General features: G+C 47.1%; 20 protein-coding genes. 11 read left to right on the top strand and 9 right to left on the bottom strand.

Annotation, left to right across the window (positions count from 1 at the left end; genetic code table 11):
- Window positions 1-176 precede the first annotated feature (176 nt).
- Entirely contained in the window at window positions 177-791 is a 615-nt protein-coding gene (gene ribA, locus HUX64_RS14450) for a GTP cyclohydrolase II (protein WP_174626924.1), read from the top strand.
- Here ribA and HUX64_RS14445 read toward each other — a convergent pair.
- The 3 genes from HUX64_RS14445 to HUX64_RS14435 form a co-directional block, all read right to left on the bottom strand.
- Window positions 788-1,963 (bottom strand): M20 aminoacylase family protein, encoded by a 1,176-nt coding sequence (locus HUX64_RS14445; RefSeq protein ID WP_174626923.1) that lies wholly within the window; start codon window positions 1,961-1,963, stop codon window positions 788-790. The genes ribA and HUX64_RS14445 overlap by 4 nt on opposite strands.
- 192 nt (window positions 1,964-2,155) lie before the next feature.
- Window positions 2,156-2,566, bottom strand: coding sequence for a DUF3574 domain-containing protein (locus tag HUX64_RS14440; protein WP_174626922.1), 411 nt, complete (start codon window positions 2,564-2,566; stop codon window positions 2,156-2,158).
- Window positions 2,567-2,595: 29 nt separating this feature from the next.
- Entirely contained in the window at window positions 2,596-3,336 is a 741-nt protein-coding gene (locus HUX64_RS14435) for a hypothetical protein (RefSeq protein WP_174626921.1), read from the bottom strand.
- Between the two features lie 905 nt (window positions 3,337-4,241).
- Here HUX64_RS14435 and HUX64_RS14430 point away from each other — a divergent pair.
- From HUX64_RS14430 to HUX64_RS14420, 4 genes are all read left to right on the top strand, one after another.
- Window positions 4,242-4,424, top strand: coding sequence for a hypothetical protein (locus HUX64_RS14430; protein WP_174626920.1), 183 nt, complete (start codon window positions 4,242-4,244; stop codon window positions 4,422-4,424).
- A gap of 171 nt (window positions 4,425-4,595) precedes the next feature.
- Window positions 4,596-4,808: a hydantoinase B/oxoprolinase family protein gene (locus HUX64_RS14425; protein ID WP_174626919.1), complete on the top strand. Its 213-nt coding sequence runs from the start codon at window positions 4,596-4,598 to the stop codon at window positions 4,806-4,808.
- Complete coding sequence (locus tag HUX64_RS19310) at window positions 4,787-4,948, top strand: hypothetical protein (RefSeq protein ID WP_217426549.1); 162 nt, start codon at window positions 4,787-4,789, stop codon at window positions 4,946-4,948. Before HUX64_RS14425 ends, HUX64_RS19310 begins: the two co-directional genes overlap by 22 nt.
- Before the next feature lie 78 nt (window positions 4,949-5,026).
- Complete coding sequence (locus HUX64_RS14420; RefSeq protein ID WP_174626918.1) at window positions 5,027-5,311, top strand: hydantoinase B/oxoprolinase family protein; 285 nt, start codon at window positions 5,027-5,029, stop codon at window positions 5,309-5,311.
- Between the two features lie 213 nt (window positions 5,312-5,524).
- Here HUX64_RS14420 and ilvD read toward each other — a convergent pair whose 3' ends face one another.
- The 4 genes from ilvD to HUX64_RS14400 form a co-directional block, all read right to left on the bottom strand.
- Window positions 5,525-7,219: a dihydroxy-acid dehydratase gene (gene ilvD, locus HUX64_RS14415; protein ID WP_174626917.1), complete on the bottom strand. Its 1,695-nt coding sequence runs from the start codon at window positions 7,217-7,219 to the stop codon at window positions 5,525-5,527.
- 71 nt (window positions 7,220-7,290) lie between these two features.
- Window positions 7,291-7,962: a TIGR04211 family SH3 domain-containing protein gene (locus tag HUX64_RS14410; protein WP_174626916.1), complete on the bottom strand. Its 672-nt coding sequence runs from the start codon at window positions 7,960-7,962 to the stop codon at window positions 7,291-7,293.
- A 42-nt stretch (window positions 7,963-8,004) separates the two neighbouring features.
- On the bottom strand, window positions 8,005-8,907 hold the full coding sequence (argF, locus tag HUX64_RS14405) for an ornithine carbamoyltransferase (RefSeq protein WP_174626915.1): 903 nt from the start codon (window positions 8,905-8,907) through the stop codon (window positions 8,005-8,007).
- Entirely contained in the window at window positions 8,876-10,099 is a 1,224-nt protein-coding gene (locus HUX64_RS14400; RefSeq protein WP_174626914.1) for an aspartate aminotransferase family protein, read from the bottom strand. Before HUX64_RS14400 ends, argF begins: the two co-directional genes overlap by 32 nt.
- Before the next feature lie 166 nt (window positions 10,100-10,265).
- Between HUX64_RS14400 and grxD the strand changes: the two genes are divergently transcribed.
- Entirely contained in the window at window positions 10,266-10,586 is a 321-nt protein-coding gene (gene grxD, locus HUX64_RS14395) for a Grx4 family monothiol glutaredoxin (RefSeq protein ID WP_281355340.1), read from the top strand.
- Window positions 10,587-10,646: 60 nt separating this feature from the next.
- On the opposite strand, the gene rnt is transcribed toward grxD, so the two are convergent.
- Window positions 10,647-11,291 carry a ribonuclease T gene (gene rnt / locus HUX64_RS14390; RefSeq protein ID WP_174626913.1) on the bottom strand — a complete coding sequence of 215 codons (645 nt, stop codon included), beginning with the start codon at window positions 11,289-11,291 and terminating at the stop codon, window positions 10,647-10,649.
- A gap of 129 nt (window positions 11,292-11,420) precedes the next feature.
- Here rnt and HUX64_RS14385 point away from each other — a divergent pair, with 129 nt between their 5' ends.
- Complete coding sequence (locus HUX64_RS14385) at window positions 11,421-12,182, top strand: MlaA family lipoprotein (protein ID WP_174626912.1); 762 nt, start codon at window positions 11,421-11,423, stop codon at window positions 12,180-12,182.
- A 49-nt stretch (window positions 12,183-12,231) separates the two neighbouring features.
- Here HUX64_RS14385 and pyrC read toward each other — a convergent pair whose 3' ends face one another.
- The gene (gene pyrC / locus HUX64_RS14380) at window positions 12,232-13,275 is read right to left on the bottom strand and encodes a dihydroorotase (RefSeq protein ID WP_174626911.1); all 1,044 of its coding nucleotides are present in this window, start codon (window positions 13,273-13,275) and stop codon (window positions 12,232-12,234) included.
- Window positions 13,276-13,387: 112 nt separating this feature from the next.
- On the opposite strand from pyrC, the gene HUX64_RS14375 reads away from it, so the two are divergent.
- From HUX64_RS14375 to HUX64_RS14360, 4 genes are all read left to right on the top strand, one after another.
- On the top strand, window positions 13,388-13,699 hold the full coding sequence (locus HUX64_RS14375; RefSeq protein WP_174626910.1) for an FmdB family zinc ribbon protein: 312 nt from the start codon (window positions 13,388-13,390) through the stop codon (window positions 13,697-13,699).
- A gap of 67 nt (window positions 13,700-13,766) precedes the next feature.
- Window positions 13,767-15,551, top strand: coding sequence for an aspartate--tRNA ligase (aspS, locus tag HUX64_RS14370; protein WP_174626909.1), 1,785 nt, complete (start codon window positions 13,767-13,769; stop codon window positions 15,549-15,551).
- Window positions 15,552-15,990: 439 nt separating this feature from the next.
- Entirely contained in the window at window positions 15,991-17,088 is a 1,098-nt protein-coding gene (nadA, locus tag HUX64_RS14365) for a quinolinate synthase NadA (RefSeq protein WP_174626908.1), read from the top strand.
- 70 nt (window positions 17,089-17,158) lie between these two features.
- The gene (locus tag HUX64_RS14360; RefSeq protein ID WP_174626907.1) at window positions 17,159-17,590 is read left to right on the top strand and encodes a VanZ family protein; all 432 of its coding nucleotides are present in this window, start codon (window positions 17,159-17,161) and stop codon (window positions 17,588-17,590) included.
- The last annotated feature ends 299 nt before the right edge of the window (window positions 17,591-17,889 follow it).

Below are 17,889 nucleotides of genomic sequence, written 5' to 3'. Positions count from 1 at the left end.
GCTGTGATTAAGTGGTGAAAATTTAACCTGGAAAAATCGAAAGTGCTTACAAAAAGCGGCGATTTTACTCGTATTTGTAATAAGGACAAAACCTGTATCCGAAAGAGTGGAATAAAATTTTAGCTTGCGCAGTTGAATTGAGTAAAATATAAAGAGTTTTTGGATTAGTTATTTACGTGAAACCACAACTGAACGATTTAGTACAAACCCCCATCCCCACCCGGCACGGCGAGTTCATTCTTCATTATTACAGCAATACCATTGATGATAAAGAACATATCGCACTGGTTAAAGGCGATGTTGCAGATAAAGAAGATGTGCCGGTGCGCATTCATTCCGAATGTTTCACCGGCGATGTATTGGGTTCAAGGCGATGTGATTGCGGCGAGCAGCTTGATATGGCAATGGAGCTTATTGATGAAGCAGATTTCGGGGTATTAATCTATCTTCGTCAGGAAGGACGCGGCATAGGCTTGCTGAAAAAACTGCAGGCGTATAATTTGCAGGATAAGGGCATGGATACGGTTGATGCCAATATTCACCTCGGCCACCTTGCTGATGAAAGAGAGTACAGTATCGCCGCCTTAATTCTGGTAGATCTGGATATACGCTCCATAAAACTGATTACCAATAATCCTAAAAAAATAGAAGGCTTAAAAAAGCTGGGTATAAATGTAGCGGGGCGTGTCCCGATTGAAGTTGTCGCACACAAGGACAACTTAAGCTATTTAAAAACCAAGGCCAAAAAAATGGCGCATATACTGTTTCAGCCGACAAACGAGCAGGATTAAACGCCCAGAACCGTTTCCGCCAGTTTCACCCAGTAAGCCGCACCCATCGGCAATATGTCATCATTAAAATCATAACGGGGATTATGCAGTAAACAATTGTTTTCAGAAGAGCCGTTGCCTATCCAGATATAGCAGCCCGGCTTTTCCTGCAGCATAAAGGCAAAGTCTTCCGAGCCCATGCAGGGAATAGGTTGCCGATCCACACCATCCTCTCCCGCCAGGTCTATTGCCGCCTTTAACGCCATCCCGGTTTCAGTTTCGGAATTAAATGTCACCGGATAACCCGGATTTTCCGGGTTAAACCTGATTTCCGCCTTAACATCGAAACCTTCGCAGATTGCCTTGACCAATTGCCTGATTTTATCGGCAATGATTTTCTGAACCGTGTGGTCAAAACACCGGAAAGTGCCCCGCAAAATAACCGATTCCGGTATTGCGTTCCAGGTATTTCCGGCATGAATCTGGGTAATGCTGACGACGGCAGGATCGGCAGGATTGATGGTTCTGCTGACAATCGTCTGTAACGCGGTAACCAGATGGGCGGAAGCGACAATCGCATCATTGCCCAGATGCGGCATTGCCGCATGGGTCGCCTGCCCGGTGATAATGATTTCAAAGCAATCAAAGGATGCCATCATCGCGCCGGATTTAACGGCAAAATGACCCGGCGGAATATCGGGGAAATTATGCATGCCGAACACACAGTCCGCCGGAAATTTTTCAAATAATCCGTCGGCTATCATTTGTTGAGCGCCGGCACGGCCTTCCTCGGCAGGCTGAAAAATAAAATACACCGTACCGTTAAAATTGCGATGGCCAGCCAGATATTTGGCTGCGCCCAATAACATGGAGGAATGACCGTCATGACCGCAGGCATGCATTTTTCCGTCATGACGGGATTTATAGGCAAACGTGTTTTGTTCCTGAATGAACAAAGCGTCCATATCCGCCCGCAAGGCAATTTTTTTGCTGCTGCTGCCGGCAGAAAGCGTAGCTACAACGCCGGTTTTGCCCAAGCCCTGATGAACGTCCAAACCGAAATCTGCCAGCTTCTCGGCGATAAATTTTGCTGTCCCGGTTTCCTCAAAAGCCGTTTCGGGAAACTGGTGCAAATGCTGCCGCCATAGCCGCATTTCGGCGTGTAATTGTTTGAAATCATTTGCTATAACCATGAGAAAAATGGAATTCCCATTGTTCAAAATACTATGCTACAACTAAAAGTCATGAAAATGTAAGTATTAACACTCAATGAGAGTTATTTATAAAGCAAAATGAGAATGAAGCTAATAAGATCAGCCCGTAACTTTTACCTCGGGCGCTTCATTCCCCGCAGGATTAAACGCCAATTTTGTAAACAGGCTCAATTAGAAAGACATGCATGCGCTGGCCCGAACCCGAAGCACGGCTTCCTGCTGAAACCGGGACTTGTAGATTTCGACAATTTCGAGTACAGCCCGCTCACTGATTACATCGTCAGGATGAACAAGGACGAGAACGTAAGATGATTCACGGCTAATCTCGCCATTAGCGGAGCGCCACTGTCCAGTCGCTTGCCACACCGTAAGGCCCAGGGGAAACCGGGGCGTTATAGTGGCTTTCAGGAATTCGCGCCACTGCTCATAGGACACCGTTCCATTTGGCCTGGCCGTACCGAAGTACAGCGACTCATGGACGGCCAACCGCTCGCTGCTCTTGCAGGCGAGTTCGCCCCGTGCGGCGCAGGCACTAAGCGCGATTGCCAACCCAACAATAAGTGTATTATGAAACCACGGCACGGAAAGCTCCGAAACTGCGCAAGCTAATGTTAAAACTTGTCTGCTTTTATGGAGCGTCTAGTCAGGAGGGTAGCTGCATATTCATAAAGATAACAACCAGGATCACAGTCGCGCACCATCACTAGAAAGACATACCAAAGAATGAGACTCACCGACAACATTTCGCCGCTTTCTTCAATCACGCCTAGAATAAAGGTAACTTCCCAACCCAGTTTAATTGCGATATGAACCATGTCTATAACTACACTGAAGAAGATTAATACAAGTATTAAAAGAGCAAAGTCTCGGGATATCTTTTGGAATTTCCTCGTTCCGTGCTTATAAGCCAATACGAGAGGAAGTAATAGAATAATTCCTGCAGCAGCTGAGACAATAAGTTCTCCAAAATCTTGAAGTCTTAGCCCAAGAATTGGCATAAAACTAAGGTTTGCCGCGATGTAGCTTCCGACTCGCTCATGAATTTGCAAGGAATCATCAAAAAGAAAGTATACAAAAACCAATACCCATGCAATATAATTTAGCGAAGCTTCTTTTAATGAAACAAGAATTAGAATAATGGTAATCCAGAAATACTTTAGGTACTGGTATATCTCTGAGTATCCTTTATCCATTTCGAGGCTAAGCGGAGAGTTTTCTAATCTAAGAAAAAGCATAATAAAATGAAGGACTACAAAGGCAAGATCACCACAAATAAGTAATACCAAGAAAAGTGATGCACTGCGGTGGTTGAAAGTTTCCATAGATTTTAATACTGTATTGATTCTATGCATGAATCAAACTCCTAACTAAGAAAAATATTTATTAATTTTCTCTATATACCTTATTAAGGCGTTAACAATACTATTATTGTAACTAATTCGGCTTTATTAATCATATATATCCCGACTAAAAAGATATACGGTTTCAGGTATAATGTCATGCAGCTATTACACCTGCTTTGACCCGATTATTGGAGGCGCGCTACAGTAGAAAAAGATATTTTAGTGAATCAATCTTCCTGTTATCGTTAGTACAATAATCCCTGAATAACCCCTACTAAAACCTCTGGTTTTCTTCGGTCAAGTTAAAAGATTATAGTAGACGTTACTAATAATTCGAGATAACGTTATCGGGGAACCGATGAAAAGATTACAAAACCGACTTGAGGGAACTGTGGGGAAAGAGTCAAGCTTGAACCTATAAAAAACCAGCATGCCCAGCGCAGAATAAGGCAAAAGTGCTATGACCGGAATTCAAGCTTTAGCACACCTGATTTGCGTCTTTAACAGGGTCAGCGGAGATGAATCAGATTGGAGTGGAGTTGGGCTTTGACAGGCGCAAAGTCATTCCATAGGGCAACTGTAACTCTCCCGGCAGATGTAAAGATAACAGCTTGGCGTTTATTAACTATTTCTATAAAACTCTGAGTCAGCCTTAAAGGATCTGACCACGCTAAGGTTAGGGGCATTTATCCGATTAGTACGGGGAATTAATTTAGGGTTTGATGGAGTAGTAATTTCAAGCAACAGTACCGGCAACGTTTCAGGTTTTGTTAAGAACCCCCCATTGCCGGTTGAAGCTGTGACAGTGGCAAGCCTCGGCAGTCCAACTTACTGGCTTGACGCCTTCAATGCTGTCTTTCGTGATGGCGTGACACGCCGGTCTACCGTGCCTATACGCTAGGGCAGACCGGCCTGTGATCATCGTAGATCCGACCTCGACCATTGCCATCGAACCCGACGGACATGGAGAACTGCAAAGCAATGGCGATTTGTTGTTGACCCTCTCGGAGCACCTGCATCAGGCATTTGCCGCCAGAACCCGCGCAGATCCAGTCGTGCTTGAAAAAAGCTATAATCTATTGATATTCTTTGACTAATAATAGGGATTTGTGCTGGAATGCAGCGTATTCAGTCAATACCAAGTAACGCCTTGATTTCTCCTGTGCAATTTTCGATGCCACCGGCCTGCAGGCGCAAATTGCACTAACAAAAGGGCGCCCGAACTGCTGCACGATTGCCTATATCCGCTACCAGTAATGCAGGCATGTATGCAAAATAGTGTTGGAAAGGCCGAAGCCCGCATTGCAGAGCTTACGAAATTATCCGAAAAGGATTGCCGATATATCATAAATGACGGCATAGAAATCGGCGTCAATATTCGTAAGCAGCAGCAAGCCTGTATCAACTTCACGGGTAGTCTCCTGCAATTGTCGAATAATTTCAACGTCCCTGCCGCGGTATGCACGCTGGCGGTTCTTTAGGTATTCGTAACGCTAGTGCAGGACGACATCCCGCTCAACGCCCGCTGCATGAAGCCGCCGGGAAGTGTCATACCCGCCGCTTCATGCATAATATCGGCTATCCGGCCGCAGTGCTAAAAGGCAATATCGAAACCTCGTAATACATCGTAGAGGCTTTGTACGTCACAGTCCGCGTGCTGGCCGCCCCTTGATCTCGATGAACAATTTCATCTTCGGCAATGACCGCTACCCATATTACGAACCGGTGGACGTATGGGCAGGGGCCGGTTTTGGCGGCTGCGATGCCCACGCCCATGACCAACTCGCAGATTACCGATCCGGAAGTGCTGGAGTTATGTTTTCCGGTATGGTTGCAGGAATTTTCCATTCGAAAACGAAGCGGCTGGCCCGGGCGCAACCGTGGCGTCGATGACGTAATTTACTGCCTAAATTTCCTGGAGCCGATCACTGCCGATATCCTTTCCAGTCACCGCAGAATTCCGCCGTTCGGGTTTAAACGCTGAAAGTCTGGAAAGTCTGGCGTGAATAGTGTCATCCATAGCCATAACTGAATCGTAATCTTCCCTGGCTTTACCGAAACTGAGGCGAATGCGGGCAATATTGATCAGATTAAAAACCAGGCGAGGTGGGTTTGAATGCAGTTAGGAATAGTTTTCGGGGTTGGGGTTCCTGGATGGACGATATTGTCGGGCTTCCTTACCCAGCCCGCCCAGCAATTAATCCAGATTATCCGTCACTGCTCCCAGCGATGCAGAACTGACCAGCCTTGCATATTTCGCCAAAACTCCCCGCGTATAACGGGGCGCCGGTTGCTGCCATTTTTCCAGACGGCGCGCTATTTCGTGTTCATTGATAACCAGCTTCAATTCATTGTTTTCCGCATCAATAGTAATGATGTCGCCATTTTCGATGATTGCTATCGGCCCGCCCACATAGGCTTCCGGCGTAATGTGCCCGACGACAAAGCCGTGCGTGCCGCCGGAAAAGCGGCCGTCGGTGATCAAGGCGACATCCTTGCCCAGGCCCTTGCCCATAATCGCCGATGTAGGCGACAGCATTTCCCGCATTCCCGGGCCGCCTTTAGGTCCTTCGTAGCGAATTACAATAACATCGCCTTTAACGATGCCGCCATTCAGGATGCTGTGCAGCGCCTGCTCTTCGGTATCGAAGACTTTAGCCTTGCCGGTAAAGCGCAGGCCTTCCTTGCCGGTAATTTTGGCAACGGCGCCTCCGGAGGCAAGATTGCCGTATAAAACCACAATATGGCTGTTATTTTTAATTGGATTGTCCAGCGAATGAATCATATCCTGTCCATTCGGATAAGGTTCTACACGGCTAAGATTTTCCGCCAGGGTAAGGCCAGTTACGGTCAGGCAGTCGCCGTGCAGCAAGCGCTTGTCGAGCAGAATTTTCATTAAAGGTTGAATGCCGCCAATTTCGATCAGTTCGGCCATCTGGTAACGGCCGCTCGGTTTTAAATCGGCAAGCAATGGCACATGCTTGCCGATACGGGTGAAGTCATCCAGGGTAATGTCAACATTGCCGGCGTTGGCCATCGCCAGTAGATGCAATACCGCATTGGTAGAGCCGCCGAGGGCAATAACGACAGTGATCGCATTTTCAAACGCGGCTTTGGTCATGATGTCGCTGGGTTTGATGTCTTTTTTCAGCAGTTCCAGTACAGCGGCGCCGGCGCGTTCACAGTCCAGCCTTTTATCGTTTGATATAGCCGCCTGGGCGGAGCTGTTCGGCAGACTCATGCCCAGGGCTTCAATCGCGGAAGCCATCGTGTTGGCGGTATACATGCCGCCGCAAGAACCAGCTCCCGGAATCGCCTTGGCTTCAATTTCAGCAAGTTCGGCATCATCGATCTGGTTGTTGGCTCTGGCGCCGACTGCTTCAAAGACGGAAACAACATCCAGTTTTTTATCTTTGTGACATCCCGGCATGATGGTGCCGCCATAAACGAAGATGGCAGGACGATTCAGTCGTAATAGGGCAAGCATGCAGCCCGGCATATTTTTATCGCAGCCGCCAATCGCAACAATACCGTCAAAACCCTGGCAGCCGACGACGGTTTCTATCGAATCGGCAATGACTTCACGCGACACCAGCGAATATTTCATGCCTTCAGTGCCCATCGATATGCCGTCGGATATCGTAATGGTATTAAAAATAACGGCCTTGCCATTGGCATTGTCAACCCCCGACGCCGCTGCATCAGCCAGTTTGTTGATGTGCATGTTGCAGGGCGTGACCATGCTCCAGGTTGAGGCTATGCCTATTTGCGGTTTTTTGAAGTCTTCATTTTTAAAACCGACGGCGTGCAGCATGGCGCGGCTTGGCGCGCGCTCCATGCCGTCAACGACCAAAGAAGAATAGGTACGTGTAGTGTCGCCTGAATTAGCCATGCAAGAATTTCCCGAGGTTGTTATGTAAATAAAGGTTGTGGTTTAACTGCTAGCCAGGCAAACATAAAGCTTCAAAAACTGTCCCAGCCGCTGTTTTTTCGGCGCCAGCCGATTTTGGGCAGAATAAATCCGAAAAGAACGCCGGCCAGAGATAGTACGCCGCCGTATAAAAACCAGTCCTGTTTGGAACTATCCTTCAATGCCTGGTTTTCAAGTTTAAACTGCTGCAGATCCCGCTCCACATTGACCACGCGTTCCTGAAGTTCATCCCGTTCATTTTTTAATTGTAAGGTATTGGCAGCACTTTTTTTCAATTCACTAAGTTCCCTGCTTAACTGATCCCGTTCTGCGGCTAAAGACTTTTCAATAGACGTGCCTGGAGTGATAGAGTCTCTTAGTTTGGCAATGTCAGCTTTGAGGGAGGCATTTTCTGTTTGTAAGGAAGCAAGGGTTTTATTGGTTGTTTCCAGTTGAAAGCGGCTGGGAGGTTCCTTTATGGTATTACGCGTCGGCATGTAACCCTCGATGCCGTTCTCCAGGCGAACATGAGTAAAACCGGTTTTTTTGTTCTCGCTTATAACCGTTAGAGGAGTTCCGGTAGGAAGCAGTTTTACTACTTTACTCTGATTGCTGGGTTCGCTCCTTAAGGATAAATTCAAACTATCCGTAACATAGACTGTTTCAGCCTGCGCTGAAGCAAAAACTACCAGTAAAACATACAAAGATATCAGTATTTTTTTCACTTGAATCCTATTAGTTAGTCGTCAAAGGAAGCAACTATAACGCTATTTTTTACCCATGAGAAACTCCAGCAATGCTTTTTGAACATGCAGCCGATTTTCAGCTTCATCGAATATCACACTCTGCGGCCCATCTATAACATTAGCACTGACTTCCTCGCCCCTGTGTGCCGGCAAACAATGCATGAACAAGGCCCTATCATTTGCTGCCTTCATAACGGCTGTGTTTACCTGATAATCCTTAAAGGCATGTTCGCGTTGTTTGAGTTCTTCCTCCTGCCCCATGCTGGCCCATACATCAGTGACGCAAAGATCGGAGTTTTTAGCGGCCTCCAGGGCTGTGTCAAAAAACCTGATACGATCACCGGCGCTCTCTACAATAGCTTTTACAGGCTGGTAACCGGAAGGGCAAGCAATGTGCAATTTAAAATCAAGCACGCTCGCGGCATGTATGTAGGAATGGCACATATTATTGCCGTCGCCGATCCAGGCTACAGTTTTGCCTTTAATATCGCCGCGATGTTCAAAATAGGTCTGCATATCCGCCAGTAGCTGGCAAGGATGCTGCTGGTCAGTTAAACCGTTAATAACGGGAACATGGGAATGCTGGGCGAATGTTGTCACTGTTTCATGCTTGTTGGTTCTCAGCATAATGCCGTCGACCATGCGGGAAATAACTTTGGCGCTGTCCTGCAGCGGTTCCCCACGCCCCAGCTGTGTATCCCGGGGCGATAAAAATAATGCGCTGCCGCCAAAGTGAGTCATTCCGGCTTCGAAGGAAATTCGCGTGCGCGTCGATGATTTTTCAAAAATCATCGCCAATACCTGGCCTTTTAAAGGCTGATAATCAGGGTCGCGATTATTTTTCAGTTCAATGGCTCTACTGATAAGATAGCGAAATTCTTCGCCGGTTAAATCAAGCAGGCTTATAAAGTGTCTGGGATTCATAGGTTTGCGTTGTATGCAGATGAGCCGTGTAGTCTTGAATCAGAGTCGTTAAAGTGATAACGAGTTGATTAATTTCCTGATCATTGATGATCAAGGGCGGCAACAAACGGATGGTTTTTTCATTGGTAACGTTTATCAATAATCCCTGTTGCAGCGCTGATTTAACCAGCTCTGCGCAGGGTTTATCGAGTTCAATGCCGATCATCAGGCCTTTGTGGCGAATATCAACAATATGCTCATTATTCCGTAAGTGTTCAGTAAACCCGGAACAAATAGCATTGCCTTTTTGCTCAGCCGAATTAATCAGGTTTTCATGCTCCAGGGTTTCCAATACCGCTAACGCTGCGCTGCAGGCTAAGGGGTTGCCGCCGAAAGTAGAGCCGTGATTGCCTGCTGTGAACAGCTGCGCGGCCTTGCCATGAGCAAGACAGGCGCCGATAGGCACGCCATTGCCCAAGGCTTTGGCCAATGTGCAGACATCGGGGATGATATTGTTGTGCTGATATGCAAGAAATTCCCCGGTGCGGCCGATCCCGGTCTGGATTTCATCGAGCATCATCAGCACATGATGCCGGTCGCAAAGACTGCGTATCTGGTTAAGATAATCTTCCCCGGGAATATTGACGCCCCCTTCTCCCTGAATCGGTTCAACTAAAACGGCAACGATATTCTTATGCTGTTCAAGCTCTAGTTTGATTTCGCTGACGTCATTATAAGGAACGCGGATAAACCCTTCCACCAATGGCGCAAAACCTTGCTGCACTTTTGAATTGCCGGTAGCGCTTAACGTTGCCAGGGTCCGTCCATGGAAACTTTTCTCCATGACGATAATCGCCGGCTTGTCTATGCCTGATTCATGACCATACATGCGTGCCAGCTTGATTGCGGCTTCATTGGCTTCGGCGCCGGAATTACAAAAAAATACGTTATCCATGCCGCTTTGCTCAGCCAGTTTTACAGCCAATCGCTCCTGCTTGGCTATGCCGTATAAATTCGACGTATGCAGCAAGGCTCTGCTTTGTTTACAGATAGCTGCATGGATAGCCGGATGTGCATGCCCCAGATTGCATACGGCAATGCCGGATAAGGCATCCAGATAACGGTTATTCTTTTCATCCCACAGCCATACGCCCTCGCCTCTTTCAAAAGTCACCGGCAAGCGTCCATAGGTTGGCATAATATGGCTGGTCATTGAGCATCCTGTAAGCAAAAACAGGCGCAATCTGCCCCTGTTAAAAAGTTTTTGATTATAGTTTTCAATTTATTACCAAGCAAGATTGAATTGCAAGATTTACTTTTTTCAGGGCCATAAAGTTGATAAGATTAGCCGGTCCAAATAATTTTGTTGAGCGACTATTATGAACGTTATAGAAAGAATTAAAGACCAGATTGAAAATAATCCGGTAGTTTTATACATGAAAGGTTCACCTGACTTCCCTCAATGCGGCTTTTCCGGCCAAACGGTTCAGATACTCGATGCCTGTCAGGCAAAATATATACATGTGAATATTTTTGAAGATCCTGAGCTTCGGGAAGCGCTTAAGGCGTATTCAAACTGGCCGACCTATCCGCAGCTCTATATCGGCGGCGAACTGATAGGCGGCTGTGACATTGTCATTGATTTGTATAAAAAAGGTGAATTGCCAAAGATGCTGGCAGCCGTCAACGGCACAGTGTAATAAATACAGTGTAATAAGTCCGGGTAGCTTATTCTGCCCATAGAGCCTTTCGCTTCAGCTCTATGGGCATATTTCTCCTGAACCCGAATCCCGTAATTCGAGTTGTTTCCAGCGATTGACAATCCTGCAAAATATTTCAGCGGTCTGTTCTGCATCATATAATGCCGAATGGGCTTTTTCGTTATCCCATTCCATGCCTGCCGCCTGAGCAATTCTAGCCAGGACGGTTTGCTGGTAAACCAGTCCCCCCAGTGTCGCCGTATCAAAGGTGCTGAAAGGATGAAAAGGACTGCGTTTGGTTTGCGTTCGGTAAATAGCCGCATTCAGGAAATTAATGTCAAAAGCCGGATTGTGACCCACCAGAATGGCGCGGTTGCAGTCGTTGCGCTTGACCGCATTCTTGATGGGTTTAAACAGCATGTGCAGCGCCTCTTTCTCATCAATAGCCATCCGAAAAGGATGATGCGGATCTATGCCGTTAAATTTAAGAGCCGCTTCGTCCAGTTCGGCATTTTTAAAGGGAATGACATGCGTGGAGTAGCGCTCGGTGATTTCCAGATCAGCGTTGCTATTGTATTCAACAATAATTGCCGCAATTTCCAGCAGGGCATTTTTTTTGGGATTAAAGCCGGCCGTTTCTATATCGACAATAACCGGCAGGAATCCTCTAAAGCGCTTGCCTAAAGGGATGGCTGGGGTATCCATTATGGAGTTATACAGAGAATTAAAGTGATGAGAAGTAAGGATGGGGTGCTCGATGGCTTGATCTGTTTATGATATGTTACGCGAAAATCAACATGTAATAAAAATAATAGCAAAACTGGAGGGGATAAAATGCAAAAGAAAAAGTTGCTTGTACAACTGGGTTATCTCGCCTTGATTGCAATACTGGGAGGATGTGCAACTACCTCGGAAGACCCCCGGGATCCCTGGGAAGGATGGAATAGAGGTGTACAGGTGTTTAATGATAATTTTGACCAGTATGCCATGAAACCGGTGGCCAAAGGCTATCAATGGGTCATGCCGGCATTCGCCGACCGCGGTGTGACTAATTTTTTCAGCAACCTTAACGATATGGGCGTAACCCTTAACGATTTGCTGCAGTGGAAACTGGCGCAAACCGGCAGGGACGGATCCCGGTTTATTGTCAATACGGTGGTCGGTCTCGGAGGTTTTGTCGATGCCGCGACAACGATTGATTTACCCAAGCACAAGGAAGATTTTGATCAGACACTAGGCGTTTGGGGTCTGCCTTCCGGTCCTTATCTGGTGCTGCCGTTTTTGGGCTCCAGTTCTCCGCGCGGCGTTGGCGGCCTGCTCGGGGATGCGGCCATGAATCCTATCAGTTATCTTGACAGCGGCGTTATCACTAGCGGACTGTTCGCTGTAAATGCTACCGATCAGCGTGCAGATAATCTGGAAACTGAAAGGGTTGCGTCGGAGGCGGCTTTAGACCGGTATGCATTTTTTAAAAGCGCTTATTTCCAGCAGCGGGAATACCTGATTAACGACGGTAATGTGCCTGAAGATACTCATTTGCTGGAAGATGAGGAAGAATTCGATAAGGATGATTTAGCGCCTGTTCAACCCTATTAATTATACTTTCAATGACATATAACTGGGCAGTAACTGCTGCTGAGCTATTTTATGCCCCTTGTGATTGCAGCTTCCAGAATAGCTCTTCGCCCGCTTTGAGCGGAGTAATCGCTATGCCATTTTGTCCATAAACAGCCGGAACTTTCCAGGAGGTTTTTTCCAGCGTGACAAAGTCTGAATTCCTGGGCAACCGATAAAAATCCGGACCGAAAAAACTGGCGAAACCTTCCAGTTTATCCAGGGCCCCAGCCTGTTCAAATAGTTCTGCGTAAAGTTCCAGCGCAGCGTGCGCGCTGAAACAGCCTGCACAGCCGCAAGCTGTTTCTTTTAACGAGGATAAATGCGGGGCACTGTCTGTGCCCAGAAAAAATTTTGTACTACCGCTGGTGGCGGCAGCAACCAATGCCAGCCGATGGCGTTCGCGTTTTATAATCGGCAGGCAATAGTAATGCGGGCGAATGCCGCCTGCCAGAAGGATATTACGGTTGTACATCAGATGCTGAGGGGTAATCGTTGCGGCAATATTGCTGCCGGCCCCTTGCACAAACTGGACGGCTTCTGTAGTGGTAACGTGTTCGACAACAATGCGCAAACCCGGAAAAGTACGAACGATATCCGTCAGAGTAGTATCAACAAACACCCGTTCGCGGTCAAAAATATCACAGTGTTCATCGGTGACTTCGCCATGAATGAGCAGCGGCAGGTCATATTTTTCCATTGCCGTAAACAACGGGTAGACGGCCTTTATATCGGCAACGCCCGAGTCGGAATGGGTAGTCGCGCCGGCCGGATAAAGTTTAAAGGCATGGACATATTCAGATTCTGCGGCTTTTTTAATTTCAGCCAGGGTTGTCGAACCGCTAAGATAGAGCGTCATCAGCGGCTTGAAACACACTGTTTCAGGAACCGCCTGAAGAATTTCTTGCCGGTAAGCCAAAGCATGAGACACTGTCGCAACAGCCGGCTTCAGGTTGGGCATGATGATTGCGCGGGCGAATTGCCGCGCGGTATGGGGCATGACCGTTTTTAAAATAGCGCCGCTTCTGACATGCACATGCCAGTCATCAGGACGGGTAATGGTTAATCTCTTCATTATATAAGTTCTTTTTTGTAGAATAGATGACTATTTTATAGTAACGGTCTTGAAAAACTAACACAGACCCTTCATTTCAGTTTTATTATTATTTTTCTTATCGGAGTGAGTAATGCCAATTTACGAGTACCACTGTCAATCATGCGGTCATGAGCATGAGGCTTTACAAAAATTCAGCGCCGAACCATTAATTTACTGCCCGGCTTGCAACAAGCCGGAACTGATAAAAAAGATTTCAGCGGCAGGATTCAGATTAAAAGGAAGCGGCTGGTACGAAACTGACTTTAAAAGCGGCTCAAGGAAAAATGTAGCCGGTGAAAGCAGCAGCTCAAGTACGGCGTCTTCGACCGCTACTTCCCCAGCCGCTTCGTCGACTTCAAAGCCCGCTGCCTGCCCTTCGGGCGGCAGCTGCGGCGATCATTAGCACCGTCTTGCATAAGGGAGTTCAAGCAAGTACTATCGACAGCTTTTGGGATTAACAGAGAGAATTTATGCGTACGCACAAGTGCGGAGAATTAAACAAACATCACTCAGGACAAGCAGTTGAGTTATTCGGCTGGGTTCATCGGCGCAGAGATCATGGCGGAGTCATTTTTATCGATCTGAGAGATCGGACAGGTCTCGTACAAGTGGTATTTGATCCGGATTCTCCGGAAACTTTCGCAGTGGCCGAAAGCGCACGCAGTGAATATGTTTTAAGTATTAAAGGGCTAATTCGGGATCGGCCTGCCGGCACGGTTAATCCTAATATGCACTCGGGTGAAATTGAAGTGCTGGCCGCCCGGATTGAAATATTAAACGAATCGGAAACCCCGCCTTTCCCGGTAGAAAGCGATATAGAAGTCAATGAAGAACTGCGCTTGCGCTATCGCTATATCGACTTGCGTCGTACGGCCATGCAGGAAAAAATGAAAATACGCCGGGATGTGACGCGGACGCTTCGAAATTTTCTCGATGATAATGAATTTTTCGAAATCGAAACGCCTTATCTGACCAAAGCCACGCCCGAAGGCGCGCGCGATTATATCGTGCCCAGCCGTACCCATGAAAACGCCTTTTTTGCACTGCCGCAATCCCCGCAATTGTATAAACAAATGCTGATGATTGCGGGCATGGATCGCTATTATCAAGTCGTGCGCTGTTTCCGCGATGAAGATTTACGCGCCGACAGACAGCCTGAATTTACCCAGCTGGATATAGAAACATCGTTCATGGATGAAAACGAGATTATGACTATCATGGAAGAAATGATCCGGCAACTGTTTGCCAAGGTGATTAATGTCAAGCTGGACGCCAAATTTCCGCGCCTGACTTTTCAGGAATCCATGTCCCGGTTCGGCGTGGATCGTCCTGACCTGCGAATTCTGCTTGAGCTGGTCGATATTGCAGAGGAAATGAAAGCTGTCGATTTCAAGGTATTTTCAGGCCCTGCCAATGATCCTGACGGCCGCGTAGTGGCGCTGCGCTTGCCTAGGGGAAGCGATTTAAGCCGTAAAGACATTGATGACTTGACAAAATTTGTCAGCATTTATGGCGCAAAAGGTCTGGCTTATATAAAAGTCAATGACCGCCAGGCCGGCATGGACGGCTTGCAGTCGCCGATTCTAAAATTTGCGCCGGATGCAATTTGGATGAAAGTTCTTGCTAAAACGAATGCGCAAACCGGTGATTTGATTTTCTTCGGCGCCGATAAGGCCAATGTCGTTAATGAAGCCATGGGCGCCTTGCGGGTAAAGCTGGGCCATGACTTTAACCTGCTTGAAGGTGAATGGAAGCCGGTCTGGGTTGTCGATTTCCCGATGTTTGACTGGGATGAAAAATCTCAGCGCTACAATGCCATTCATCATCCTTTTACTGCGCCGAGCTGTTCAGATGAAGCGCTCGTAGCCAACCCGGGCGCAGCGCTATCGCGCGCTTATGATTTGGTGTTAAACGGCACCGAAGTAGGCGGCGGTTCAATTCGTATTAACCGCACAGCCATGCAGCAAACCGTTTTTAATATTTTGGGGATTGGCGAGGAAGAAGCCGAAGAAAAATTCGGCTTCCTGCTGGAAGCCTTGAAATACGGCGCCCCCCCGCATGGCGGGCTGGCTTTTGGTCTTGATCGTTTAGTCATGCTGATGACCGGATCGGCTTCCATTCGCGATGTAATTGCCTTCCCTAAAACCCAGTCAGCGGCATGTCCTTTAGTAAATGCCCCGGCCCTGGTGACAGATGAGCAATTGCGGGAGCTGGGAATTCGCCTGATTAAACCTGCGGGAAAAGAGAAAGTTTAAGAGCAATAATAATATCACGATAGCAGATCGCGAAACCGTAATGCCAGTGTTTATTTCAGAGCTTATCTTTCTTTCTATTAAAGGCTGTTGTGATCCCACTCCGTCATTCAGCAGTCCAGCAGGCACATATTTATCAGCACTTTTAACACCATAACCTTATAACCTTTGCAAAAATCGGTTTTGGTTAGAATGCATGTGGTTCAGCCAATGGCTCCATCAAGTTTTTTGTAAATTCTTGTTTTCAATTTATTGCAGTATACATACTGCATACGCATACTTGCCAAAACCAGGGATATAGAAAAGAAATTAGCTGTCTAATAAATTTTAGAGGATTAAATCACCGTTATACGGTTAGATTGGCAATGGTCAACAAAATGAACATCTTTAACCATAGCGGCCTTGATTTAATCAATATTTTTGAATTCAAACCTGAATTAATATGATTTCTACTGCATTACCCATACAAGATTATGCATTACTCGATGATGAGGAATGCGATGCCCGCATTATTGCGGCTAAAGCCCGGCTCGGGACACGTTGCGTTGTACTGGGCCACCACTACCAGCGCGATGAAGTATTCAAACATGCTGATTTTTCCGGCGACTCATTAAAACTTTCCAGGGACGCGGCAAAATCGGATGCCGAATACATCGTATTCTGCGGCGTGCATTTTATGGCGGAAGTAGCCGACATTCTCTCCCGGCCCGAGCAGATTGCCATTTTGCCGGATCTAGCGGCAGGCTGTTCCATGGCTGATATGGCAAATCTGGCGAAGGTTCAAAAGTGCTGGGATGAACTGGCCAGAATTATCAATGTGGAAACCGAGCTTACGCCGATTACCTATATTAATTCCGCCGCAGACCTTAAAGCTTTTTGCGGCAAGCATGACGGTATTGTCTGTACTTCGTCCAATGCCCGGAAAATACTGGAATGGAGTTTTTCCAAACGCTCCAAAGTGCTGTTTTTCCCTGATCAGCATTTAGGCCGCAACACGGGCTACAGCATGGGCATTCCGCTGGAGGAAATGCTTGTCTGGGATTTTAACAAGCCGATGGGCGGACTGACCGAAGCGCAAATTAAAAATGCCAAAATAATCCTATGGAAGGGTTTTTGTTCGGTACATCAGGTATTTAGGCCGGAACAAATTGATAACTTTCTGCAACGTTTTCCGGAAACCAAAGTAATCTCGCACCCGGAAGCCTCGTTTGAAGTTTGCCAGAGATCCGATTACATCGGTTCTACAGAGTTTATTCTGCGCACAGTGCGCGAAGCCGAAGCCAATACCCGCTGGCTGGTTGCGACAGAATTAAATCTGGTCAACCGTCTGCACGAAGAGTGTAAGTCTCAGGGTAAAAATGTGCATTTTATGTCGCCTGCCCTGTGCATGTGCTCAACGATGTTCAGAACAGACCCTCAACATTTGGCCTGGGTGCTGGAAAATCTCGCGGAAGGGCATGTGATAAATCAGATTTCCGTGCCCGTAGAAGATGCGCGGTTAGCTAAAAAGGCTCTGGATAATATGCTGACTATAAATTAGTCTTTCTGCCGGCTCCATTTAGTCCGCATCAGGATGCTGCAAAAAAACCGCCTATAATTCAATCCCTGCCATGCAAAAAACTTACGCGATTCATTATCACAACTTGCGCGCCAGTATTATTTGGCCATTGCTCTATATGGCGGGGATTTTTTGCTTGTCTTCCATTCCCGACGATCAAGGCATTGCGAACCATACCTTAAACCCGCTCACATGGATATCGCCGAACCTTCAGAATTTTCTTCATATCCCGTTTTATGCAGTGCTTGCCTGGCTTTGGCTTTGGTCTTTACGCAATTGGTTTGCAAAATTTTCCTATACTTTAATACTGACCCTGATACTGACGGTTGGTTATGGCTTTCTGGATGAATGGCATCAGACATTCGTGCCGGGCCGATTTGGCTCCTTGACCGATGCCGGTTTTAATTTTATCGGGGCAATTATAGGCGTGTCAGTCTATAGATTAATGTTCACTAAACAAGTAGATTTTTATGGGCGCTTATAAAGTCCTCGCGCTTTTAATTGCAATGCTTGCGATGTTTACAGACTTGAACTTTACCGGTGTTGAAGCAGCAAGCTGTGAAGAAATTAACATTTAAGGTGTAGAAAGCCTCGCTGTCAAAATCACTAATACGCTTGCTCCGTAATTCCATTCCGGATATCCGGGCACGGCCTAGGGCTTGAGCGATTTCAGTATGGTTTCCAGCGGCGCCAGCGAAATCAATGCCCGGTATAAAACGGCATTACCCTCGAGCAGGCCGTAGCATTCATAGTTGCACAGCGAGGTTATGGAACGGCCGATGC

Origin of the sequence: Candidatus Methylobacter favarea (genome assembly GCF_902806695.1) — a bacterium.
Taxonomy (GTDB): domain Bacteria; phylum Pseudomonadota; class Gammaproteobacteria; order Methylococcales; family Methylomonadaceae; genus Methylobacter_B; species Methylobacter_B favarea.
This window is presented reverse-complemented; position numbering and strand designations above follow the sequence as displayed.

Excerpts from the sequence above, each read along its gene's own strand:
- HUX64_RS14375 (WP_174626910.1), top strand. The coding sequence starts at position 13,388 with ATGCCAATTTACGAGTACCACTGTCAATCATGCGGTCATGAGCATGAG.
- argF (WP_174626915.1), bottom strand. The coding sequence starts at position 8,907 with ATGAATCCCAGACACTTTATAAGCCTGCTTGATTTAACCGGCGAAGAA.
- nadA (WP_174626908.1), top strand. The coding sequence starts at position 15,991 with ATGATTTCTACTGCATTACCCATACAAGATTATGCATTACTCGATGAT.
- HUX64_RS14420 (WP_174626918.1), top strand. The coding sequence starts at position 5,027 with ATGACCGCTACCCATATTACGAACCGGTGGACGTATGGGCAGGGGCCG.
- rnt (WP_174626913.1), bottom strand. The coding sequence starts at position 11,291 with ATGGATACCCCAGCCATCCCTTTAGGCAAGCGCTTTAGAGGATTCCTG.
- HUX64_RS14445 (WP_174626923.1), bottom strand. The coding sequence starts at position 1,963 with ATGGTTATAGCAAATGATTTCAAACAATTACACGCCGAAATGCGGCTA.
- HUX64_RS14400 (WP_174626914.1), bottom strand. The coding sequence starts at position 10,099 with ATGACCAGCCATATTATGCCAACCTATGGACGCTTGCCGGTGACTTTT.
- pyrC (WP_174626911.1), bottom strand. The coding sequence starts at position 13,275 with ATGAAGAGATTAACCATTACCCGTCCTGATGACTGGCATGTGCATGTC.
- HUX64_RS19310 (WP_217426549.1), top strand. The coding sequence starts at position 4,787 with ATGCACGCTGGCGGTTCTTTAGGTATTCGTAACGCTAGTGCAGGACGA.
- HUX64_RS14360 (WP_174626907.1), top strand. The coding sequence starts at position 17,159 with ATGCAAAAAACTTACGCGATTCATTATCACAACTTGCGCGCCAGTATT.
- HUX64_RS14385 (WP_174626912.1), top strand. The coding sequence starts at position 11,421 with ATGCAAAAGAAAAAGTTGCTTGTACAACTGGGTTATCTCGCCTTGATT.
- aspS (WP_174626909.1), top strand. The coding sequence starts at position 13,767 with ATGCGTACGCACAAGTGCGGAGAATTAAACAAACATCACTCAGGACAA.
- HUX64_RS14425 (WP_174626919.1), top strand. The coding sequence starts at position 4,596 with ATGCAAAATAGTGTTGGAAAGGCCGAAGCCCGCATTGCAGAGCTTACG.
- HUX64_RS14435 (WP_174626921.1), bottom strand. The coding sequence starts at position 3,336 with ATGCATAGAATCAATACAGTATTAAAATCTATGGAAACTTTCAACCAC.
- grxD (WP_281355340.1), top strand. The coding sequence starts at position 10,266 with ATGAACGTTATAGAAAGAATTAAAGACCAGATTGAAAATAATCCGGTA.
- ilvD (WP_174626917.1), bottom strand. The coding sequence starts at position 7,219 with ATGGCTAATTCAGGCGACACTACACGTACCTATTCTTCTTTGGTCGTT.